Annotated in this window: 20 protein-coding genes; 1 reads left to right on the forward strand and 19 read right to left on the reverse strand. The window is 41.4% G+C overall.

Translation table 11 applies throughout. The features are described 5' to 3' along the window. Window position 1: 1 nt before the first annotated feature. The 11 genes from ftsL to PCY16_RS02790 form a co-directional block, all read right to left on the reverse strand. A complete protein-coding gene (gene ftsL / locus PCY16_RS02740; RefSeq protein ID WP_002891750.1) occupies window positions 2-322 on the reverse strand; it encodes a cell division protein FtsL in 321 nt (106 codons plus the stop codon). A 2-nt stretch (window positions 323-324) separates the two neighbouring features. Next, window positions 325-1,275 (reverse strand): 16S rRNA (cytosine(1402)-N(4))-methyltransferase RsmH, encoded by a 951-nt coding sequence (gene rsmH / locus PCY16_RS02745; RefSeq protein WP_002888254.1) that lies wholly within the window; start codon window positions 1,273-1,275, stop codon window positions 325-327. A gap of 113 nt (window positions 1,276-1,388) precedes the next feature. Beyond that, window positions 1,389-2,438 carry a hypothetical protein gene (locus tag PCY16_RS02750; RefSeq protein WP_195413532.1) on the reverse strand — a complete coding sequence of 350 codons (1,050 nt, stop codon included), beginning with the start codon at window positions 2,436-2,438 and terminating at the stop codon, window positions 1,389-1,391. Window positions 2,439-2,468: 30 nt separating this feature from the next. After that, the gene (locus tag PCY16_RS02755; protein WP_195413531.1) at window positions 2,469-2,924 is read right to left on the reverse strand and encodes a Wzz/FepE/Etk N-terminal domain-containing protein; all 456 of its coding nucleotides are present in this window, start codon (window positions 2,922-2,924) and stop codon (window positions 2,469-2,471) included. 140 nt (window positions 2,925-3,064) lie between these two features. Further along, on the reverse strand, window positions 3,065-3,463 hold the full coding sequence (locus tag PCY16_RS02760) for a DUF805 domain-containing protein (RefSeq protein ID WP_195413530.1): 399 nt from the start codon (window positions 3,461-3,463) through the stop codon (window positions 3,065-3,067). Between the two features lie 99 nt (window positions 3,464-3,562). Then, entirely contained in the window at window positions 3,563-3,961 is a 399-nt protein-coding gene (locus tag PCY16_RS02765) for a DUF805 domain-containing protein (RefSeq protein ID WP_195413529.1), read from the reverse strand. 99 nt (window positions 3,962-4,060) lie between these two features. Further along, window positions 4,061-4,453, reverse strand: coding sequence for a DUF805 domain-containing protein (locus PCY16_RS02770; RefSeq protein ID WP_195413528.1), 393 nt, complete (start codon window positions 4,451-4,453; stop codon window positions 4,061-4,063). Between the two features lie 93 nt (window positions 4,454-4,546). Further along, a complete protein-coding gene (locus PCY16_RS02775) occupies window positions 4,547-5,797 on the reverse strand; it encodes a glutamate-5-semialdehyde dehydrogenase (RefSeq protein WP_195413527.1) in 1,251 nt (416 codons plus the stop codon). 1 nt (window position 5,798) lies between these two features. Beyond that, entirely contained in the window at window positions 5,799-6,602 is an 804-nt protein-coding gene (gene proB, locus PCY16_RS02780) for a glutamate 5-kinase (RefSeq protein ID WP_048790193.1), read from the reverse strand. 119 nt (window positions 6,603-6,721) lie between these two features. Beyond that, window positions 6,722-8,311 carry an ABC transporter permease gene (locus tag PCY16_RS02785; RefSeq protein WP_195413526.1) on the reverse strand — a complete coding sequence of 530 codons (1,590 nt, stop codon included), beginning with the start codon at window positions 8,309-8,311 and terminating at the stop codon, window positions 6,722-6,724. Between the two features lie 2 nt (window positions 8,312-8,313). Beyond that, window positions 8,314-9,045 carry an ABC transporter ATP-binding protein gene (locus PCY16_RS02790; protein ID WP_002891761.1) on the reverse strand — a complete coding sequence of 244 codons (732 nt, stop codon included), beginning with the start codon at window positions 9,043-9,045 and terminating at the stop codon, window positions 8,314-8,316. Window positions 9,046-9,255: 210 nt separating this feature from the next. On the opposite strand from PCY16_RS02790, the gene PCY16_RS02795 reads away from it, so the two are divergent. Beyond that, window positions 9,256-9,996, forward strand: coding sequence for a DUF554 domain-containing protein (locus PCY16_RS02795; RefSeq protein WP_229056622.1), 741 nt, complete (start codon window positions 9,256-9,258; stop codon window positions 9,994-9,996). 350 nt (window positions 9,997-10,346) lie between these two features. Here the strand turns inward: PCY16_RS02795 and addA are convergent, their stop codons facing one another. From addA to PCY16_RS02835, 8 genes are all read right to left on the reverse strand, one after another. Then, on the reverse strand, window positions 10,347-14,000 hold the full coding sequence (gene addA, locus PCY16_RS02800) for a helicase-exonuclease AddAB subunit AddA (RefSeq protein ID WP_195413525.1): 3,654 nt from the start codon (window positions 13,998-14,000) through the stop codon (window positions 10,347-10,349). Continuing rightward, on the reverse strand, window positions 13,990-17,310 hold the full coding sequence (gene rexB, locus PCY16_RS02805; protein WP_195413524.1) for an ATP-dependent nuclease subunit B: 3,321 nt from the start codon (window positions 17,308-17,310) through the stop codon (window positions 13,990-13,992). Before rexB ends, addA begins: the two co-directional genes overlap by 11 nt. Before the next feature lie 245 nt (window positions 17,311-17,555). Further along, the gene (locus PCY16_RS02810) at window positions 17,556-18,929 is read right to left on the reverse strand and encodes a GHKL domain-containing protein (RefSeq protein ID WP_195413523.1); all 1,374 of its coding nucleotides are present in this window, start codon (window positions 18,927-18,929) and stop codon (window positions 17,556-17,558) included. A gap of 34 nt (window positions 18,930-18,963) precedes the next feature. Next, window positions 18,964-20,274, reverse strand: coding sequence for a hypothetical protein (locus PCY16_RS02815; RefSeq protein ID WP_195413522.1), 1,311 nt, complete (start codon window positions 20,272-20,274; stop codon window positions 18,964-18,966). A gap of 279 nt (window positions 20,275-20,553) precedes the next feature. Further along, window positions 20,554-22,293 carry a DUF6287 domain-containing protein gene (locus tag PCY16_RS02820; protein WP_195413521.1) on the reverse strand — a complete coding sequence of 580 codons (1,740 nt, stop codon included), beginning with the start codon at window positions 22,291-22,293 and terminating at the stop codon, window positions 20,554-20,556. Between the two features lie 9 nt (window positions 22,294-22,302). Beyond that, window positions 22,303-22,563: a hypothetical protein gene (locus tag PCY16_RS02825; protein ID WP_002884593.1), complete on the reverse strand. Its 261-nt coding sequence runs from the start codon at window positions 22,561-22,563 to the stop codon at window positions 22,303-22,305. Continuing rightward, window positions 22,564-23,379, reverse strand: coding sequence for an ABC transporter permease (locus PCY16_RS02830; protein ID WP_014635018.1), 816 nt, complete (start codon window positions 23,377-23,379; stop codon window positions 22,564-22,566). 8 nt (window positions 23,380-23,387) lie between these two features. Beyond that, window positions 23,388-24,173 carry an ATP-binding cassette domain-containing protein gene (locus PCY16_RS02835; protein WP_002891779.1) on the reverse strand — a complete coding sequence of 262 codons (786 nt, stop codon included), beginning with the start codon at window positions 24,171-24,173 and terminating at the stop codon, window positions 23,388-23,390. Window positions 24,174-24,181 lie beyond the last annotated feature (8 nt).

Consider the following 24,181-nt stretch of genomic DNA (forward strand, 5'->3'; position numbering starts at 1 on the left):
GTTACTTCACACTCTTAATACTATCGTTATTAATAGACAGGCCTGCCTTATTAGCAATCTCTTTAATACGGTCAGAGTTAGTCAACTCATTAACCGCCTGCTTAGCATTGTTAAGCTCTGTTTTTTCATCACTAATCTTGCTATTAAGGTCTGTGATTTGTTGCTTGATAGCCTGATTACGCCCTTGTAAAAATACAACAGCGATACTCATCACAATAGCTGTCAAAACAATTGCCGAATAGAAGGCCTTTTCCATACGCGTCATAAAACGAATATGGTTTCTAATGGCTCTATTAACAATCTGATGTTCCTTATTTTCCATAATTATTTCCTGATTTTTTTAGCCACACGCAATTTAGCAGAATGCGAGCGGTTATTAGCTTCTAATTCTTCCTGACTAGGTAGGATTGGCTTACGATTAACTAAGGCCACCTTAGGCTGGAGGTCTTCAGGAATAAAAGGTAGACCTTTAGGCACATCTACCGTACTGGCTTCCTTGAAAAGCTGTTTAGTCAATCGATCCTCCAAAGAATGGAAGGTAATGACCGAAATACGGCCATCTACAGCAAGTAAATCCAAGGCCTCTTGAATAGACTCATCCGCAGCACCCAGCTCATCGTTCACTTCGATACGAATAGCTTGGAAAATTTGCTTGGCTGGATGGCCCTTCTTCTTCAATTCCTTAGCAGGCTTAGCTGATTTAATGATTTCCGCCAGTTCCGTCGTGGTCTCAATTGGTTTAACCTGACGAGCCTGTTCAATCTTACGTGCAATCTGTTTAGAGAACTTGTCCTCACCATACTTGAAGAAAATACGCACCAAATCGTTGTAAGGATAGGTATTGACCACATCGTAAGCAGTCAGACTCGCCTCCTCATTCATGCGCATATCCAGCTTGGCATCCTGTTTATAGGAGAAACCACGCTCACGCTCATCCAACTGTGGGCTAGAGACACCCAAGTCATAGAGAATGCCATCAATTTCAGACACCCCCAAGGCTTCAAGATTGGACTTGAGATTACGGAAATTATCCTTGATGAAAGTCACCATGCCCTTATCAATATAGTCCTTGAGACGCACTTGAGCATTATCAATAGCCTTTTGGTCCTGATCAAAACAGTACAAATGACCCTTTTCAGACAATTGCGACAAAAGATAAGACGAATGTCCTGCGCCACCCAAGGTCGCATCTACATAGATGCCATCGGGCTTGATATCAAGCATATCAACAGTTTCGTGTAAAAGAACGGTTACATGGTGAAATTCATTAGTCATAACTTTTATTATAGCACAAGAATAGAGAAATTGTCTCGTTCTGTAAGTTGACAGGATAGTAAAAGAGCCAGACCCGAGGCCTAACTCTTTAGTTACTATATCATCTGATAAGATTAATCCACTCTGTAAAAATAGCTTTCCTCAGATGGCACTCCATTCGTCGCTAGAATACGATCCTTACTGTTATCTCCCGCATCACTTGCATCACTAACTCCCTTAGGACAAAGCTGAATTGGAGTATTTCCAACTGGACTAGAATCAACATAAGTTAAGGTATATATACCAGACACATACTGATTCGGTGAGACTTTGTCGATAGGATAAGTATAGCCCCAGAAATCCAACTGCCCATCTGAAGTAATGGTGATGGTCTTTCCATTTGAAGATTTCCATGTTCCTACAGCTGATTTGTAATTGCCATTTTTGAGCTCATCAGGCTTAAGAGCTGATGAACTTGTTGGCGTTTGTGACGCTGTGCTAGAGCTACTAGTAGAGGCGCTACTCAGGTCCTTCCAACCCCAATTAGAGAGATCAACCTCATCTGCGCCCGAATCACTATCATCTTTTACAAGAGACTGACCATCACTACTAAAGCGGTAGCCTGCACCACCGCCTGCTGTGGCACCGGCACTACCATAATAGCTAAAGGTGTTATCCGTAAGGTAAGTCAAGGTCATACGCTCACCCAACATGCCCAGTTGTGGACCTTCTGTCAGACGAATAACCTGACAACTATCCTTAGAGATAGTGTAAATATCTGTAATCACATGTTCTTTAAAGAGTTGACCTGGCTTAAAAGCAAGAATCAACTCATCAACACCATTACCATCCAAATCACGGTAAGTATAGACCGTTGAGGCAGGACTTGTTTGAGAATTAGCATAGGTCACAACGAGAAAATTAAGTGAGGCATCCGTTTGGTTGTTGGCCACAGCCGTTTGGTACTTACTAATGATGCTATCATAGGCAGAGGTATCTACCTTTTTCTCCTGACTAGAGCTTGAGCTAGTACTTGTACTAGAGCTTTCACTACTACTTGATTGTGACTGCTCTACTGATGAAGATGAAGTCGTCGCTGTTAAGCCATTCTGCAGATTTGAACAAGCTGTCAAGAGGACTAAACTAGACAAAGCCGTCACTAACACTAAAACTTTACTTTTCATTTTTAGTCTAACTTTCCTTCTCTTTGACTCTTATTCTGCTGTCCCAGAGCTGACATCTGCACTGTAGGCAGGAGCTGTGTAACTTGGAGCATCACTATGTGACTCTGTATAAGCTGTTGGTGGCACATAGTTATACTGGGGCGCTTGATAAGTCTCTTGTGCTGAAGAAGGCGTTGGCGCCGATGCTACCGCAGGAGTTGAGCTTGCTTCTGTCTGACTAGCTGCTTCTACCGTTGAGCTTGATGATGAAGATTCGCTTGATGACTCACTTGAAGTTGAAGAAGATGACGACGAACTAGAGCTAGATGACTTGGATGAAGACTTGGGTTTGCTTGATGATGACTGCTTAGTCCCCACCTTAACTTGGACCTTAGCATGATTCTGCGCAGGCTGCAAAAAGACAATAGCCAATGCCAAAAGAATAGCCGGTAGGGTAAATGCCAAAATAAGATAACGTTTTTCTTTTAAATGACGAATTAGTTTCATAGAATATTCACATTTCTTAAATATATTTTAGTATTGATTAGTCTCAGATAAGATTATATCAGAAATATTAAAATGTGCAACATTAACATAAAACTTTTTTGACATCAGAAAAACCAACTCTTTGAGTTGGTTGATTGTCGTTATTGCTGTGGGTTATCGACGTTGTTCAATGGCACTTCTACTTCTGTTGGTTGACATAGTAGAAAAATAAGGATAAAAATACCGACAAATGGAATTAAAGGAATAAAAATATACGGCCAATTATAGCCAGCATCACGCAAACGACGAACAGTTATAGCAATACCTGGTAAAACCGCAGCAATACAAAAAACAAATATGATAAGAAATAAAATAACACCAATAGTAAATAAATCGCTTGATCCTGTTTCAGCTGCCATTCTTTCAAACACTGCTAGGAGCAAATACCAAGTAAAGAAAATCAATACATGTGCCGAATATGCAAACCAGTAATCCGAGGGTGTTGAACGGCCCGTAAAATCAACATAGCCCTTCCAAAATTTTTTGTAGGCTTCAATCATAATAAAATCCCCCTTTTTTATGTTACTCTCAGTATAACAAGAGAAGAGGAGGTTGACAAATCAACTAAAAAACAGCCTAGCAAGGCTGTTAAGTCATTATTATTGCTGTGGATTATTGAAGTTGTTGAATGGATACTCAACCTTAGTTGGTTTACACAACAACACAATTAAGATAATACCACCTACAAATGGGATAAATGTAACAAAAATATACGGCCAATTGTAGCCAGCATCACGCAAACGACGAACAGTTACAGCAATACCAGGTAAACACGCAGCAATACCATAGGCAAAAAAGATAAGTAGTAGGATAAGTGAAATAACAGCTAAAAAGCTTGAATCAGTTGCACCTGCAATTCCTCCAAATACTGCTAACAACACATAAAAAGCAACGACAGTTAACATATTTGCCAAATATGCAAACCAGTAATCTGAACGTGTTGAACGTCCCTCAAAATCTACGTAGCCCTTCCAAAACTTCTTATAAGCTTCGATCATAATAAAATCTCCTCATTTTTTGATACTTCTACTATACCAAAAGTCCGGTCTTCTGGCAAATTGACTTAAAAACAGCCTAAGGAGGCTGTTAAGTAACTATCATTGCTGAAGATTATTAAAATTGTTGAAAGGAAGTTCTACTTTTGTGGGTTGACAAAACAAAACCAACAGTACGATATCACCTATAACAGGCGCATAGCGTAAGAAAATCAATGCCCAGTGAAAACCGGCATCACGTAAGCGACGCACCTGAAGGGCAATAGATGGAATATAGTTAGCAAAACAATATAGCATTGCAAACCCATACAGTAATTTGAAAATAACATGATAATGACTATTCGGACTATCAAAAACAATTACAACTATAACTATGCTAAATAAAATGATAGTTACTATAGTATTTGCTAGAACTGCCAACCAATAGTCTGAGCGAGTTGAACGTCCCGTGAAATCGACATAGCCCATCCAATACTTTTTATAAGCTCTAAACATCACAAAAGCTCCTCATTTTTGATACCCCCAGTATAGCAAAAGCTTTATACTCTAGCAAATAGACCAAAAAAGCCCCATGAGGAGCTTGATGGTTTATTTTCTAATTTGACCTTGGCCATTAATATAGAACTTGGTTGAGGTAAGGGCCTCAAGTCCCATTGGACCGCGGGCGTGCATTTTTTGGGTTGAGATTCCGATTTCAGCACCTAGTCCAAAGACGAATCCATCTGTGAAGCGGGTTGAGGCATTAACATAGACAGCTGCAGCGTCAACATCATCTTGGAATTGCTCCGCACGACTGATATCCTGAGTTACGATAGCCTCTGAATGCGATGTCGTGTAGGTATTAATCCAATCAATGGCCTCATCAAGGCTGTCTGCCACTTTAACAGACATAATATAATCAAGAAACTCTGTCGCAAAATCTTCTGGTGAAGCTGGTACAGCTTTTTCCATAAGTTTCAAAGCCTTTTCATCCGCACGGAATTCAACAGCCTGAACTTTTGAAATAGCTTTTTCCAAATTAGGTAAGAAGTCTTCCGCAATATCAGCATGAACGACGAGAGATTCTGCAGCATTACACACGCTTGGTCGTTGAGTCTTGGCATTGATGACAATCTGTGTCGCCATATCTAAGTTAGCATATTTATCCACATAAATATGACAGTTACCAACACCCGTTTCGATGACAGGAACCTTGGCTTTTTCTTTAACTGTTTGGATGAGACGGGCTCCGCCACGAGGGATGAGCAAGTCTACATACTTAGTCGCCACCATGAGTTCTTCTGCTACCTCATGAGAGGTATCTTCAACCAGCTGAACGGCATCTGCTGTGATACCCGCATTTTCCAAAGCCTTACGGGCTACTGTAACCAAGGCCTTGTTGGAATTGATGGCATCACGTCCTCCACGAAGAATGATAGCATTATTGGTTTTAAAAGCAAGGCTAAAGGCATCGATTGAGACATTGGGACGGCTCTCAAAAATCATAGCGATAACACCCATAGGAACACGCTTTTGAACGATTTTGAGACCATCCAGATTCGTATAGCCACGAACTACTTGACCGATTGGGTCCTGAAGATCTGCCACCTGACGGACACCCTCAGCAATCCCTGCGATACGGTCTTCCGTCAAGAGCAAGCGGTCTTGCATAATCTCTGAAATACCATTTTCCTTGGCATTGGCCATATCCTTAGCATTTTCAGTGATAATATAGGCACTCTCAGCTACTAGAGCTTTAGCTACCTGATTTAAAAGGTCGTTTTTAGCTGCTGTTGACAATTTAGCAATCTGACGACCCGCCACTTTGGCCTGCTGGCCCAATGTATCGATATATGTCATATTAGACCTCCTGTTTAAAGAGTGTACCGATTTTGGCTCCTTCTAGGACACGAAGAATGTCACGTGGATTTTCACCATTCATCAAAACCATTTGGCTTTGATTTTCAAAAACCATTTGAGCTGACTTAATCTTACTCATCATACCACCCGTACCAAATTTACTACCGGCACCACCAGCTGAGGCTATAATTTCCTCTGTAATCTCTGGGACATAGCTACGAAGGGTGGCATCCTCATAGACATTTGGGTTCTTATCGAAGAGCCCATCAATATCTGACAACATAATGAGTAGGTCAGCACCAACAATCTTAGCTACGATAGCTGACAAGCGGTCGTTGTCCCCAAACTTAGTCGCATGGTCCATTTCATCTACGCTGACAGCATCATTTTCATTAACAACTGGAACAACTCCAAGGTCGAAGAGGCTCTCGAAGGCATTGATGGCATTGGCCAAACTCTCAGGATACTCGACCACATCACGGGTCAAAAGCAACTGAGATACCTTAGTTTGGTAATGTGAAAAGACCTGAGAATAGAGGCTCATCATGGCTACCTGCCCTACACTTGAGACGGCTTGTTGCTTACCGACTTCAGCCGGTCGCTTGTCTAGGTCTAAGACATTGAGCCCGAAGCCCATGGCACCAGAGGATACGAGGACAACCTCAATCCCTTTATTATGCAGGCTAGAAATGACAAAAGCTAATTGATCGATTTTTTCAAGATTAATTTTTCCTGATGGTAAAACCAGAGAGCTAGTCCCGATTTTGATAACCAGGCGTTTTACTGAGTCAAAATTTCGTTTCATGTTTATGATTATACACTAAATTCAGGTATTTTAACATATATAATGCATAAGTTTACATATTAAGGATTTTCAGTAAAAAAGAATCCCTCCAATCGGAGAGACTCTTTAAACAGTTTGTTCTAGGCAAAAAACATGGCTCTAATACGTTTCCAACGTCTGCGATCAACAAAGAGATAAACGATTAGGGCAATTAAAGCTATAAGCCCAGATACTATAACGTTGACTACTAGGGCAATCCAGAACTTACTTGCAAAGAAGACAATACCTCCTAGCAAGGCAGCGATGAAAATTGTAAGAATAAAGATACCCATATAGAGCCACTGTCCGCCACCCCGATTGAAGAGCTGAGTGACTTCCTGCCAATTCACTTCCAATAATTTAAGGTCACGTTCAAAGAAATAGCCACCTACAAGATAGGTTGTTACGAGAAAACCAAGAGCGAAACTTGCCACCAAAATAGGATGGAGATGTGCAAGGAATATTAAACCAAGTCCTCCTAGTAAGAGGGATACACCGACTTGCAAGCCATAGAAAATCCAAAACTTTTGACGAAGATAGTCACCCGTATTGATTGGCAGGCTACGGATAAAGTCAAAGTTTGTTCCCTCTAAGGAAGTTGCCACCCCAAGAAAACTTGTTGGTTGCGCTGAAAAGAAACCAAAGGCAATTCCGACTAAAAGCATGAGCCCGAAATAATCTGGACCTAAATCTTTCAAAAAGAACGCACCTCCACCCAGCATGATCATATATAATACTGGTACCACATAGGTATTGATAATGAGGGTTGAGTTTCCCAAAGTAGATAAATGATGGCGAACCAAGACCTGTCTTTGACTTCGAGTAACAACTTTTACCTGAGTCTTTCTAGCCTTTTTGTTATAAATGGCTTCGTGGAAATAACGAGGCATTCTGACTTTATAAAACCAAAAGCCCAAGATAAGCACTAAGATAAGAGGAAGATAAAAATTTAGTAGGGCCTCCGGAGATAGAGGAGCAGCTACCACATCATAGTAACCTCTTAGATAAGGCAACAAAGGAAAATCGATATGTCCAGCACCCTTAACATAACCATTAAGAAAACCAACCATCATGATAGGGAACATAATCAATAGGGTTGACAGGGTCATCAAAATAGTCGAATAGAGCTTTTGACGAGAACTGCGAACAATCAGCGTTCCAATACTATTAGACAGAATCACTGAAAAAACCAGATTGATAAAGAGAGAAACGATAAAGGATAGCAGCCCCACGACTATCCCCAGTGGGCCAATAAATTGCCAGTAAGCTAGAATGAGAAGACTAAGGATAGGTACCATGAAGGTCATCCCAACCATAGAACCTGACAAGGTCTTGGCCAAAAAGACTTCTGATGGCTTTAAGGGAAGAGGCAGATAAGCCTTGCTATCCTTACTATCGTAAAAGGTACTATAAAGAGCTGTAAAGGTCTGAAGAAGCCCCATGACTGAAAATGTCAAAAGATATAGGGTTAAGACTCCAGGATTGGCCTTATAATCGACACCTACAAAAAGATAGCTATATACAACCGTAAAAATAATTAAAATCAAGAGTTGTTGTCTAAGCATGGCATTAACGATGGAGAAATTAGCCTTTTTCTTTTTCTCCTGACGTTTCTGTAGGTTAGTTACTGCTTGAGGATTTGCATAGAGGAGATTAATTTTAAAAAGCTCCCAAACATGGTTCCAGTTCATGACTACACCTCCTCGATCTTACGTCCAGCCATTTCCAGATAAATGGTTTCCAAATCCTTGTCAGGGTACTGAGACTTAAGTTCAGCTAGAGACCCTTGGAAGATGAGTTTTCCTTTCTTCAAAATAGCAATACGATCACAGAGCTGCTCAGCTACACTTAGAACGTGGGTTGAAAAGAGCACACTATTACCCTCCTTAGCATGGTTACGCATGGCTTCTTTCAAATCATAAGATGCCTGTGGATCCAGACCAGTCAAAGGCTCATCCAAAACCCAAATCTGCGGATTAACCAGAAGAGCACCGATAACGACAACCTTCTGACGCATACCGTGAGAGAAGGAAGAAATGAGGTTATAGCGACTTTCCGTCAAGTCAAAGGTAGCCATAAGATTAGTCAAACGTTCCTCAACCTGACTAGCTTCCAAATCATAGATACGTGTCAAAAAGTACCAATAGTCATTAGCAGTTAAATTTAAGAATAAGTCTGGTGAATCTGGCACATAAGCGATTTTTTTCTTGATAGCATCACGATGTTGGCTGAGGGCCATATCATCGACGTAAACTTCACCGTAGCTAGCTTCAATAATAGACGTCAAAATGGAAATAGTCGTGGTCTTACCAGCCCCATTGTGACCAATCAGACCAAAAATCTCACCATCTCGAATCTCGAGGTTAAGATCTGAGAGAGCATCCTTATCTTCATAACGTTTCGTTACGTGTTCAAAACGAATCATCTTTTATCCTTTCTTGAGAATCTATTTAACAATAGTCTCATTTTACACTTTATATTAGATTATAAATTAGAGTTGTTACCTTGTTTTTTATGAACAATACTCTAAGAACACTGGCAATAGATTTAGATAAGGCTATTTCCTTACCTTCTCATTCATTGTATCATTTCAAAGATACAATTTCAAGAAAACGTTTGTAAAAACGAGACAATTTTGCATTCGGTCTTTGATAATGCTAAACTTATAGTATTTAGAATAAATAGGAGGAGAATCGCTGGAGGGCTCTTCGGGGACTATCTCAGAGACGATTTCAAGGAAAATCTTAACCTTATCTTTGGTCTAGCCTCTATGGTAATGGGGATTAGCGCTATTATGAATATGGTTAACATGCCTGCGGTTATCTTTGCGGTAGTTATTGGTACCATCATTGGGCTGGCCCTAAAGTTTGGAAACCTCATCAACAAGGGAGCTGGGCTTATGGAAAAAGGCTTGTCCAAGATTACACCAAGCAAGCAAACAGGGTTAGCTCACGATGAATTTTATGCGCAGCTCTTGACAGTTATCGTCCTTTTTTGTGCGAGTGGTACAGGAATTTACGGGAGTCTTGAGTCTGGGATGACAGGCGATGCTTCTATTTTAATTTCTAAATCTATCCTAGATTTCTTTACGGCTATGATTTTCTCTTGTAGTCTAGGCTACATCGTCTCCATGATTGCCATTCCACAATTTATCGTTTTCTTCCTCCTCTTTGTGACTGCTGGTTTCATTCTCCCTCTAACAACAAAAGCCATGATTGGAGACTTTAAGGCTTGCGGGGGCTTCCTCATGATTGCGACCGGTTTTCGTATTATGAAACTGCGTCAATTCCCAACAGCAGATATGATTCCAGCCATGATTCTGGTTATGCCTATTTCCTGGGCCTGGGTCAATTGGGTGGTTCCTTTGATTAGTTGATATTAGGATTAAAATAAACTAAAACCGTCAGTCTCATGTGACGGTTTTTGTCTCTATTTATTGCTATTATGGATTCTAACTATTAAAAACCAGCAATGTTTGTGGCAGTTAATTCTAATTTTTCTAACCTTGTTTAGACTAAGATGAGTTTGTTATAATATCCCTTGTAGGCCTAAGCAACCTACAAGATACTTTTTTTCATAACTATTTCCATCCTCTAATATTTTAACGAACTTACAATACTGATGGAAATCTATCGAAAAGACTGGTGTGTGCACACCGGTCTTTTTTGATGGGATTAAGACACAAAAAACCACTCTTTCACTATGAAAGAATGGTTAAGCTATAGCTTATACTTCTACGACTTCCAAGTCTTTTCCACCTAGGAGAATAAGGTATTTATCAATCTTATCTATTTGATAGGCTTGGCTGAGTGCTTTAGCATAGAGGCTCATTTGCCCTTTGTAACGTTCCTTAAGTTCACTAGGATGAGTGAAGCGGTCCGTCTTATAGTCAAAGAGGACAATACGGTCTTCAAGAAGAAGGTAGCCATCGATGATACCACGGACGACAAAATCTTCTTTACTAGCGGGATCTTCTGCCAACATAGCAAATGGTGCTTCACGACGCAACTTACCACGGTTAGCTAGAATGAGCTTCCCAAGTTCGGTGTCAAAGAAGCCTAGTAGCTTTTCTAACTGCACACGCGCCTTAACTTGATCATCTGCCGATACCCGACTCAACGCCTGTGTCAAATCTTGGAGGGTCACCTTGTCAGAAAGAATCAAGCGTTGCATGAGTTCATGGGTGGCTGACCCAACTGCAGCTCCAGTGACCTTAGTTTTTTGCCCAAAGTCTGGAAGCTCAAAGGTAGTGGTAGTCTCAAGAGGTTGCACTTCCTCTTTCTTGTCCATAATATCCACCCCTTCGGTATCCATAACAGGTTCGTAGAAGGCTTTGAGCTGGCTCGGCGTACGCACAGATGGTAGGTCAATCGCTGGTGCATAAAGCTGGTTGAGTTTTTCAACACTTTCTAAGACAGTTAGAGCACGCTTAATGTCTTCCGTCTGGCGATTGTTAGATAAATCATCAGCATTTACTGCCGCCTTGACTTGAACCTGACCAATAGCCTCTGGCGTCAACTCCTCAGCCTCAACAAAGCGAACAGTAAACTTGAGATCCTTTCTCATAAAGGCGGTATCCAAAGCCATAACCCAATCCTGATAAGTAGCGATTTGGTCACGTAGAGCTACTGGTAGGCGATTATTTTCGACATCCGTACCAAATTGCTGGGTTAATTTTTCCTTACTACCCTTACCAACTAGGTAGAGTTTTTTCTCTGCACGAGTCATTGCAACATAGAGCAGACGCATCTCTTCTGAGATACTTGCCCTGCGCTCTTCCCTACGATTTTCCTGGAAGGTTAGGGTCTCTAGAACAACATTTAACTTGGGCAAATTGGTGTTTACCTGGTCTTTAAGGTCAGCTAGGTACTTAATGCCAAGTCCTTTATCACGGTTGATAATATACTTACCACTTAGTCCATCCCTACTGTGACCAATGAACTTGCGATTCATCTGCAAGACAAAAACATACTTGAATTCTAGCCCCTTGGACTTGTGAATCGTCATAAGGCTAACGGCATTTTTAGGAACCAAGTCTGTCACTTCCTCTAGGTCGTTACCGCTAGAAATGATCTTATCAATCATACCAATAAAACGAGAAAGTCCCTTAAAACCAGTCTTTTCATAGGCATTGGCACGCAAAGCAAGGGCGTAGAGATTGGCCTGGCGTTGCTCAGCTCGTGGAAGACTGCCAACATAATCATAATAGAAACGATCGTCGTAAATCTTCCAAATGAGGTCGTAGAGCGAGTGCCACTTACTGTAATCACGCCAATCTGCCAGAGTCTCAGTGAAAAGAGTCAACTTGGCATCAAGTCCTTGTGTGACAACTTCCGGATGAAGCCCTGTTTTAGTGCAAGCTACAAGAAGCTTGTCATAGAATTGTCCTTCGTCAGCCTGGACAGCAATACGAGCCAAATCATCCTCGTTGAAATTAAACATTGGTGAACGAAGGAGGGCAACGAGGGCATAGTCATTAAGAGGATTATTGATGGCACGAAGGGTATCCAACATAATCATAACTTCTAGCGACTCTAGGTAACTTGACTTGTACTCGTCAGGAACCAAAGGGATTCCATGCTCCTCGAAGCTTGCCATCAAGTCCAGATAGGTGTTGCGGGTTGGTGCTAGGAGGGTAATGTCCTCAAAACGTACACCCTGCTCGTGAAGTTTGATAATTTCTTTGATAACCAAGGAAATCTCGCCGCTACTGATAGGTTGATCAGAACCTTCCTCGTCAGGAGTCACACTTGCTTCATCACTATTGTAAATCAGAACCTCAGTCTCATTTTCAGGATGGGGCTCTTTTTGCTTCTCGCTACCTGCTACCAACATGTGAGTCTTGTCATAAAGGATATCTCCGATTTCCTGATCCATGAGGTGGCTGAAAACACCATTGGTCGCATCAAGAACTTCAGATTGGCTACGGAAGTTCTCTTTAAGGAGAATTAGCTTACCTGCATCTGGATTTTCAAGGAAAAGCTGGAACTTGCCATTAAAAATCTGAGGATCCGCCTGACGGAAACGATAGATGGATTGCTTGATATCTCCCACCATGAATCGGTTGTGACCGTTAGAGAGGAGCTCCAACATGCGTTCTTGAGTATGGCTATTGTCTTGATACTCGTCTACCATTACTTCATGGTAACGGTCACGGTAGCTGGCTGCCACCTCTGGATTTTCCTCCAAAATACGGATGGCAAAGTGGGCAATATCTGAGAATTCAAAGGCATTTTCCTGAACCTTGGCCTGTAAATACTGGTCTGAAAAATCAAGCACAAAGGCCTGAAGCAGCTCTAACAGAGGTAGGATGTCATCATTATGATTGGTCAAAACCTCGAGGACCGTTAGTTGGGTATCAATCTCACGCAACTGGGCCACAAACTCATTTTTGGTCTTGTTGTAAGCTTCCTTGTAGGCCTTGAGTTCCTCGGCTTTAGGACGGGTCATATTTGTCAAGCCAGTCCCTCCTGACAGAGTCAAGAGTTGTTTGAGCAAGTCCTCCATATCGGTTTGGTCATTGGCCAAGGCTCCCTCCAGAAGGCTAATGGCATCTGATACATTATTCAGATACTTGGCCTTGGCAAATTCACGCTGAGCTAGGCCTAAATGGTCTCTTAAGAAGGCTAAGAAATCAGCCAACAAGCCATCTTTGAGACCCTCTAAAAGCTCAACTTTAGCCTTGTCTGGCTTGGCATCGGTCTGCCCTTTTAAGAGATTCTGACGTAGCCATTTTTCAGGACCTGCAGTAGCCTGAGAAAAGTTATAGACATCGTAAACTAGATCACGGAAGGCCTTACTAGTCTTACCATTTCCAGCGAAGTTGCGGACCAATTTTTGGAAAAGCTGGGCATCCTTGGCTTGCATGTAATCATTGAAAAGATCGGTATAAACCTCATTTTTCATAAGCGTCTGCTCAGCAGGGTCTGTCATGATGCGGAAAATAGGTGACACACCCAGGAGATAGCCATACTGATTAACCAATTTCTGGGTGAAGGCATCCATGGTTCCAATATCAGCCGTCCCAATCTTGGCTATCTGGTCTGAAAGAAAGGCACGCTCTTCATCCGTCTCAACTTGTCCCAACTGCTCTGTCAGACGCTTTTCCAGACGCTCTTTCAACTCACCTGCAGCCTTTACCGTAAAGGTTGAGATAAAGAGTTGGTCAATACCAACGCCACGTCCAATCATATCAAGGATACGCTCAACCATGACAAAGGTTTTTCCTGATCCGGCCGAAGCTGACACAAGAATATTGCTACCATTACTGTAGATGGCCTCAATTTGCTCAGGTGTTAGCTTGCGTTCCTTGTCAGAAGCTGCTTCTTGGGCAATGCGTTCCTTAATCTCTGTTGGACTTAAAAAAGCTTTAGTCAACATGGTTGTCCTCCTGGTCTTTTTTGTCTGCTTTTACAGCTTGATCAGTGACTGGAAAGGGGATGATATTTTCAGCAACTTGCATCTGATTCTTGTCCTCGTCTTTTGTCATCAGCTCCAAATAGGCTTCCTTCTTGCCCTTAATTGGTAAACGCAAGAGTTTACGAGCCTGTCCCATGTGGCGGTCGGCCTCAAAATGAGTAATAGCCTTGATTTGATCCCCTTGAACAGACTTGCCATCCTCGGTATAAGGATTGACCGCAAAATTCCCACTTCGAATAATCTCAGCAGCATCTGTAAAGAGCTTAATATTGTAGTCTAACAAGGTTTCTAGGTCCTCCTTGTCATAGGTAACAGTCTTTTGTAAATCATAGTTTCCACCAGCCAGATGCTCTGTTTCTGAAGCTACAAAGAGCCCCTTATAGGTCAATTCCTTATGAGCCTGAGCTGCTAGCTTATCCAGACCAAACTGGGCTAGGTTAAGTTGCGGGTCCTGCATGTGAAGATACATGGCACCAAAAAGCTGGTCAGCATCGACCTTATAGGTCTGTCGAAGGGCCTCCAGATAGGTCACCAATTGCGGACTGAGGCCATTGTAGAATTTCTGAATGTCAAAGACATTTTTACCTGATTTATAGTCAACGACACCCAGAGCCCCATCTGTTAAACGGTCCACTCGGTCAATAATCCCTGTAATCTTGATGCTATTTGCTAAAAGCAAGTCAAACTTGGCTTCCTCACGCTCAACCTTAACGGCCGCATTGTCACGCAAAACACTGGCAGTTGAACGGGCGATATCTTCCAAGATCTGACGAGACAAGCGACTCTCTTGGTCCTCTGTATAGAGAATTTCAAAGGGTTGTTCCTGATTGGTCTGAGCAATAGCCTTTTCCAATTTATCATCGAAGTTTTCTGACGAAGAATCACCCATCACACGCTCAAAGACACGGTGTAAATAAGTCCCGTGGTGCCGGGCATCTGGATGGATGGACTCCAACTCTTCAAGTCCCAAAATATAACGCAAGAAATAAAGATATTGGTTGTTATAGAAGGTCGTCAGAGCCGAAGCTGATAATTTTAGTGGTTCTTCCCCCGGAAAGACCAGTTGCATGACCTGATCATCCACCTTGGTCGTCGTCACATCGTCAATCACATTTGGAATCAAGACTTGGTCCTTATCAAGTCGCTTACGGAGATAACGCACAGCAACTGACCAAAACGTCTGCGTTTCCTTGTCCAAATCAGCATCTAGATGGCTGCTGTTAAGAGCAATGACAGTCGATAGGAGGTCCTTGTAGTTCCCAATCTGGTCACCCTTAGCCTCGAAACGATTACGTCCCTTTTCAACCAAAGGAAGACCAAGGTCAAGAAGTTCCTTCAAATAAACCGACATGTCATCCTGCGTCTCATTGAGAATTTGTGGCTGACTAAGCACCAATTGTTCACTAGCCGCATTGAAAAGCGACATAGCCACAAAATGTCCCCGCTGACTATTACTCTGCGTAACAATATCCAAACTCCTATGCTCATCCGTCGCCTCATTGATACGACTACGCTCCTCATCAGACAGGAGACTCTTATTTTGCCCAACCTTTGGAAAATGCGACTGAGTCATGCCTAAGGCAAAAACATAAGGAGCTGAATGTGGTTGAATCAAATCGTATTTCTTCACATTGACCACATCAACAGTGGCTGGAACCGTACGGTAATCACAGGCCAACATTCCCGAACGCAAAATGGACAAAAAGTCGTCCACTGACAGCGTTTCTTCTCCAAAAATAGTCTCAACCTGCTCCAAGAGTTGGGTGAAAGACTTCCAGACCTGTTCATTCCGCTCTTTTTCAGCTTCACTGGCCTTGACAGTCAAAGCAGCCATCTGATTTGGCACTTGTACAGCCCCTAAAAAGACCGCAAGTTTCTTAAGCAGACTAGAACCCTTTTGTTTGCGACTGTTAAGTAACTTGTCCAAAGGCTCTACCAGTTGTGAGCGCAAGGCATTAAGCTGGTCTAAATCATACTTATCACGACTATTGGCCGTAAAATCAGACAAGAACTTGTGACGCCCCTTGATATCTGCAAAATTGACATAATACTCAAAAAGGTCTAAGTCCTCTTGAGTAAAACCGCCATAGAGACCTGATTTTACGAGATTAAGCAAATCCTCGGCACGATAATTATAGCGCTTGATACGCTCTAGCGAATCCACAAACTGCACCAAAGGATGGCTAGACATGGTTTCTTCCTTACCGAAATAATAGGGAATATCAAATTTTCGGAAAATCTGACCCACCTGAAGCTTATAACTCTCCTCATCACCAAGCAGGACCAAGATATCCTTGTAGCGCTTGCCATCCGCCAGCAACTGACGAATACTCTTGGCAACCTGAGCCACTTCTTCCTTTTGGTTGACCACTTCCCAGACCTGCAAGGCTTGCTTGTCTTGATCAGTAACCTTCTCATCTACCGTACTAAAATCATGACGGCTCTCCAAAAGACGACTAATACGTACAAAAGAAGGATTGCCCTCTTTGTCTGTCGTCACGTAGTCAGGTGTCACCTTATAGGTCTGAGCCAAAGTCCTCAAAAAATCCACTGAGGCCTGATAAACATTGCCATAAACAAAGTTAGCCTTATAAGCTTTTTGACTGGCATAGGTCCCAATGACAATCTGGTGGCACTTATCATTCAAAAGACCAACCAGCGCCTCCTCCTCGGCAGAGAAACGCGTAAAGCCATCAATGACCAAAACCGTGTTACTCAAGGCCTTATCTAGGTGGCCTGAGCTAATCTCCTTGAAGAAGGCACTGAGTTTGGATTGATTGTCGAAATCTCCCGCCAACAAGAGATCCTGAGCCGCACTGAAAATCCTTACCAAATCCTCTTGTTTCTCCGCCTGATCCAAATGCTGCAAATCCAGAACTGTCATATTGGCCTGCTGCAACTCTTTGTAAAGGTCCACCAATTGATTAATAAAGTTACTATCCTTGCGTAAACGACCATAAACCTTGAGCTCATCATCGTCCATATGTGACAAGACCTTATAAAAAATCATGGCCAGACCAGTATCATCCAACTGAGTTTTTGGGTTACTCGTATTGAGAATAAAGTACCTAGCCATCTGAGTAAAACGAGTCACCGTAATCTCAAAGGACGCTGACTGAGGCAGGTATTCCAAGACCTTACGCTCCTTCTCAAATGATAGGGCATTAGGGGCAATATAAAAGACCCTCTTTCCCTTTTGAGCATAGCTAGTCGCCTGCTCCGTCAGAATTTCAGTTAAATCCTGAGACATATCCGTATAAAGTAATTTCATAAGACGTCCCTTTCTTGTCTCTACACCAGTCGTTAGGCTAAGCAATCGCCATTCACCTAGCTCTAAGAACCACTAATCCTTGCTATTATAACACAGAATGAAGCAACAATCAGACTCCTCCCTCACCCCTTCCTCCTCCGATGTCCTAAGCCTCAGACATAAGCATAAGCTCAACAGCAAAGAGCCCTACTTTATGGATCTGTAACGAAAAAAAGAGCTAAATCCTTTGATTTAGCTCTATATATTTATTTAAAAATCAATTCCTGTTTGAAGAGGTAATCACCACTGCTTGTAATCAGATTGGCATCACTATACTTCCTAAGAATATCCTTGGCTGAGTGAAGGTTAAGACCAGAGGTCTTCTTCTGATTTTCTTCTTGCATAATGGCATCAAGGTCAACTTTTTCTTCCTGCGTCCTATTTTCCATGACGAAATGGTAGCTCCCATCCTTATCATGTCGATGAAAACTAAAATTGATTTGACTGACAGGCACCTGCTTACTCTCATCAATCGCATTACTAAAGAAAATGGACACCAGCAAGGTCAAGTCAACCACGTTCATGGTAAAGCCTGAAATCTCCTCAGGAATATCACAAGTCACTGGAATATTACTACGTTTAGCCTCCATCATACGAGCCGAAAGAAGGCTACGTAAGGGCAGGGATTGAATATTTTCTAGCTTAGGATTATCAATGACACGGAAACGTTCAAACTCCTTGGCACTCTCTCTAAGAACATTCTGATACACCTGTTCAGCAAGAGCCTCTTCCTGGTCACGCACTTCCTCTGAAAATTGTTCCACAACCGTCTGATAAGACTGTCTGTATTGTAACAATTCATTGTAGAGAAGATCAATCTTTTGGTTGGCCTTGGTCAAACTATTCAAATGCCGTTTTTCCTCCATGGCCAAACTCTCTTCCAAATACTGCCTAGACAGTTGATTAAGATGAGCAATTAGGAAAATGAAGGCCACTGCAGACAAGAGAACCCCTAACATACGAAGTCTCAATTCCAAATCTAAAGAATAACCAGGTAACCAGTCATCTAAATTCATACTGAGAAAGATTCCCAATAAATAAGTAGCCATGGCTAAGGCAGCTCTTCTAGAAATCTGGAGGTTATGGAAAGAGTCATCACTATAGACCTTCCAACGCTTCAAATCCAAGCCCAAGAAACGGTCAAAAACAAAATAAAGTGGCAAAATCAAACCGTAAGATAAGAGATAGAAAAGTGCATTAGACCCCACCTCAGCTACAGGGAGATTTAAGAGAAGGGGAATAAAGAAGAGTCCCAATAAACGATAAAGCAAATCTGATGTCACCACTGGAAACAAGGTATGAAAAGCATACTGCGTTACCGTCCAAGTCTTTCCTTTAGCCAGAATAGCCAAAACCATCAGAATAAAGACATCAGCAATCATGTTCATACTCTTAATATTATACTGAAGGACCATATCTAGCAGGGCTAAGGTCAAGAAGACCGTCCAGGAGATACGAATATCTGTCATTCGTTTGAAAATGGCACAGTTTATCGTCAGCGTTATAATAATCTGAATGGCTAGAAAGGCATCTGTATCATAGAGATTTAAAAAATTTATTCCCAAAAACGATTCAAACATCGAATCTCCTTTCTATATATTTTTTACAAGTTGTTTAGTATTCAAATTGCTGTCTATAGATGAACTTATCATTCTTAAAGCTAAGTTTAGACTGAGGGTAACGCTCCATAATATCTTCGAGCTGTTCATTGATTGACAGATGATTCTCGTACGCCTTGTGAGGTGCCTCAGCACTGTCTTGCGAAAGGGTTGTCTCTACAGAGAGGACCTGAACCTCACCACTTTGGTAATAAGACAGACGAACTAAGCTATTTTCTTGACCATGAGCTCTCAATAAGGCATTGTCCAAGAAGGTCGTTAGGACAGCTGATAAATCCACTATATCAATATGGGATGGGGATATAGGGTCTGGAATCTCCATGATAAAATCAATTCCAACAGCATGAAACTCCATATACTTACTCTCAATGACGGAACGTAACAATTGAGAAAGCAGGTTGGAAATATCTGGCATAACCTTGCTGAAGGGAACTTCTTCCTCAGATAGGTTTTGACTGTCTCCCTCTTGACTAGTAGCCAGAACAGTCTTAGCCTTCTTAGGTACAACTACCTTAGGCACTCCATCACGGTATAACTCCTGATAAAGATGGAGGATATGCCTACTAGATTCCTGTAAGCTCTGGAAATGACGTTCCTGCTCCTCTTTCAACTCCAGAAAAAGTTCATCCTTTATCCACTGATTGGCATAGGAAACAACGATAAAGAAGGCGCCTGTTGCCAATAGAACGACCAACTTAGCATAATTGTTAACCACTTCCACAGGCCAGATACTAGCAAAGTAAGGCATGAATTCATTTAAAAGCCCATATGAAAGAAATGCAAAGCTAACCCCAATAACAATAGGGGTGAAGTGTATGCGCAAGCGCTCCTTTTCCTCGACCTGCAAATATTCATAACCAATAAAACGGTGAACCAAGAGGTAAATAGGATAGGCAACTACCACACAGATAAACTCCGTTAAAGATTCTGGAATACGGCTAGTCAAGTCGGCTCCCAAAAGTAAAGGAAAGACGATTAATGACAAGCCCCGTATAATGATATTAGTTGTTCCCCAGGCATAAAAGCTATTAAATACCGGCTCTATCCATGGCAAGTCTGGACGTTTGTAATAACTAAAACAAAATAATATGAGAGGATTAAGTAAAAATTTGAATCCCATAGGAAGAAGGGGAGTCAAAACAACTGACAAAAGACCACCTAATAAAAGTAGCCTCCAAGAAATCTTGACCCTACCAGCTGCATGAAACATCAGATAATTGACAAAGAAAATCAAGAGTGTGTCTATAGATACTAGCCAATGAAAATCTTTAAAAACAGCAAATAGCGATTCAATAATAGAAGTCATTCTTTTCCCCCTCTCCCTTTAATCTGATTTAAGAAACTTCCTCAAAAATCCCCTAGGAAGCCCTTTTCACAACACTACTCATTATATAGCTTTTTGTAAGTTTTCACAATAATTAATTTTCTAATAAAGTCTATAATACCTCTAAGAATCCATTTATTTATAGAAGATGGACTTACTATTAAATTAAAGTTACAAATGTAACATAAAAAGTTGAGACAATTTTATCTCAACTTTTAGGTTATAACATTACTTTTTTTAAGACTTTCACCCTTGTCAGGTCTAGTCAGCCTTATAGTAGAATTGTTTAGCGTCAGATTGTGGCGATGCTGACTGAGTGACCAAAATACGGTCTTTAGTATTATCTGAACCATCCACAAATCCCTGAACTGTCGGAAGTGTAACTCCCTTTGGAATAAAGAGAATTGCTGCTCCAGAAATACCCATTCTTAAACTTGATGTGACATAGCCATTCTCAAGTTTAACATTCGAATTTTCAACAACATAATTTTCAGGAGCTGTTAAATTGTCCTTAGAAAATGTCAAACTACTACCATTCCCATTCTTCCAAGTCCCTTCAAGGCTTTGGAAGTTATTATCCTTGATAGCATTAACATCCATACCTGTTTGATCGGTCTTAATTTCTGTTTTTGATTCTGTTTTAGCCTCTGATGAGCTTGATGATGACTCTGATGATTGTGAAGAACTTGACGATTCTGAGCTATCAGACGTGCTAGCACTAGAGTAATGCTTGAGCAGCTCTTGGTAAGCCTCTTGCATGTCATCTGGTGCTACCTTATAGGTCTGAACAGCCTTCTTATCGTAATTGCCCTTCCAGTAGTTAGTTACATAATAAACAGTACCATTAGAGCCTAGAACGATTTGGTAAGAATCCTTATCTTGGTCAACCAAATCCTTATAAAGCTTGTTATAGCCATTATAATTGCCACCAGTTTTATCATCAGCTGAAAAGTCCTTAAAGAGGGCTTTTTGTTCAGCGGCATCGTCTTCATACATAGCATGTTTCTTATCCTTCAAGGTATAAAGACGGAAAGATGATGTTGGGCTATAGTCTGCGGTCTTACCACTATTGTCATTAACCCCTAAAGCAAAGGAATCAACCGTGTTTTTATAGTCCTTGAAATCATAGTTTGAGACTTCCTTACCATTGATGATACCACTCGGAACACCAGTAATATGTTCATAGCCATCCGCATTGATGAGATTAGCAAGGATGGTAATCGTTTGGCTGCTATCTTTTTCCTTAGGTGCCTTAAATGAAAGGAAGGTTGGACTACCATCATTGACCTTGGTAATACTGTCAAAGCTACTTTGAACTAAAACAGCATCCTTGGCATAATCAGACTGATAGAGCCATTTCCCAAAAGCTTCCGTGATAGACTTAATGTCCTCAGTCGAATAGTCTGCAATATAAGTGGTTTCCTTATCACCATTGACATCGGTCTTAGTCTTGATATCTGCATTTGGCTTATTTGGATCGTTAGAAGACGACTCTGAGCTTGCGTCGCTACCAGAGGATGAACTACTTGATTCCAAAATATCCTTAATAATGCTTTTAACTTGGCTACTTGAAGAACTAGACGAAGCCTCGCTAGACTCAACGACTTCAGAACCTCCCTCAACCTGAGTATAGGTGTTTGAGTCAGTCATTTCAACCTTTGCATCTCCTCCAGGCACCATACTTGGTGTGATACGGATAGTACCATCTGAGTTGCCGTTAGTTCCAGCCAACTTAAAGCTCAAAGAACGGTCTTCGCCGGCTTGGGCATTAGCCTGATAAGTATCACCTGTCTCCGTATTTTTGACTTCGTATTTGTCTCCCTTGATTTTTCGGACTTCAAAACGCACCTTGTTCCCGGTATTCTTATCGACAACAGTTGTGGCATAAACTCTTGAAGACGATGTAAAAGCCGTGCTCTGAGTGTATTTTCCAAGTACCATGAAGACCAAAAAGACAATCAAGGCCAAACCGATAAACTTTTTATGTTTAAACTGTTTCATGAGGTCCTCCTAGATAAATAGATAGCCAACAACATAGCCAAAGAGAGCAATACAAATCAAGAGCAAAATTTCCAAAACTAAAAACCAGCTAAACTTGAGATCTCCCAAACCAACCTTAGACAAGACTTGTCTGAATTTAGAATTTTTCTGTCTGCTTAAGCCACTAGAAAGAGCAAAACCAGTCTTAGCAGCTTCAGCAACTTCCTTATCGCTCGGCTTGCGGCCATGCTGAACTTGGAAGTCAATCAGCCATTCATCATATTGTTGCATTTATTTCTCCTTCTTCTGAAGTGTGACGAAAAAGAGTAGGGCATAAACTAGGCAATGAAGTACCAAAGCCCACCATTGGCCCCAGAATTCACCTGTAGACCCTTGAAAGGCCTCCAACTGGCTCTTAGGGACAGGAACATGGTACTTAGCCAAACTAGATGGCAAGTCTGACAAGTCACTAGAAATCCCAAAAAGCTTGTGGCCATAACCTAGATAGACAAATTTTTGTACCCAATCAATGGCTTTTGGCAAAGATAGGATAGTTCCCGACAATGAAAATTGCATGATCCCCACAACAACTGCTAGGATAACAGAGGTAATCTCAGATTTGCCAACCAAGGCTGAGATAAAAAGGGCAATGAAATGCGAAGCCAAGAAAACCAGAAGCACTGTAATCCCAACTTCCCAACGGTAGGAACCAAAAATATGACCAGCGTCTGGAAATTCTTTGTCAAAGAACTTACTAAAAACAGAGTAAGATAGGATAAAGACAATAGTTTCCAAAACAGCAAAGAAGGCGTGAATCCCCATACTAGCCAAGGCAAAGGCCGAACGACTCAAACCTGAGAAAAAGTCACGGTTGAGGACCGAGCGTTCCTTAGAAATATAAATACTGTTTTGAACCACAATCAAGAGACTGGTTGAAAAAAGTAAGAGAAAGAGGGTCATTCGAGTTGTTTCGAAATCTTTCAAAAATCCCTTGTCCTGAATATAGAGGATTAAGCCTTCGAAAGCGACAATGCCCAGAAGAACCTTAACAAAATCCATGTAGTGATGTTTAAATTTATACCAACTTAATCGTAATGCTGCGTTCATAAGTCTCCCTAAATCTTGTAAATACGTGTTGAAGCATTGAGCTCTTGGTAGACATCTGCGATATTCATATCCATATATTTACGAATCATATAAGGATCGCTAGTCTTGTATTCCAAAAGCAACTCTTCATAGGTTCCTGCAAATGTCGGACGTCCCTTAGACAAGAAGATGATCTTGTCAAAAATAGCCAAATTTTCTGTATTGTGAGTAATAACCACAATAGACTTGTTAGCTGATTTAGCCAAGATTTTCAAGGTACGTAAGAGATTACGATCACTAAGGGCATCCAAACCTGAAGACGGCTCATCAAGAATAAAGTAGGGACTAGGGCTAAGAAGCTCAATACCAATAGAGACACGGCGTTTTTGCCCACCAGAAAGCTCTGAGATCTTCTTATTAGCAAATTCCGTCAAGCCTAAATCATCCATGATGCCTGCAATGCGATGCTTTTTAGTCAGCTTACCACTCCCTTTCAGATGGTGATCCGCATAAAAATCAAAGGTCTCAGATACCTTGAGGTACTCACGTAGGAGATTTTGTTGAGGTACATAGGACCAAGAGCGTGAACCCGCAGTCACAGGTTTGCCATTTTCTAAAATACGAAATTGTTGGCAAGTCGGTTTAAGCTGGCCTAGGAGAATCTCTGTTAACGTTGTTTTCCCTGAACCAGAAGCACCCAAGATACCGACAACTTGGCCAGTCTCCATAGTAACATCCAAATCTGTAAAGAGCTGGTTATCATTTCCCTTATATTTGAAACAGATATGTTCAAATGTTAATTGATTGGTTTCCATTAATATCT

The organism is Streptococcus sp. SS4 (genome assembly GCF_030440125.1).
Taxonomy (GTDB): Bacteria; Bacillota; Bacilli; order Lactobacillales; family Streptococcaceae; genus Streptococcus.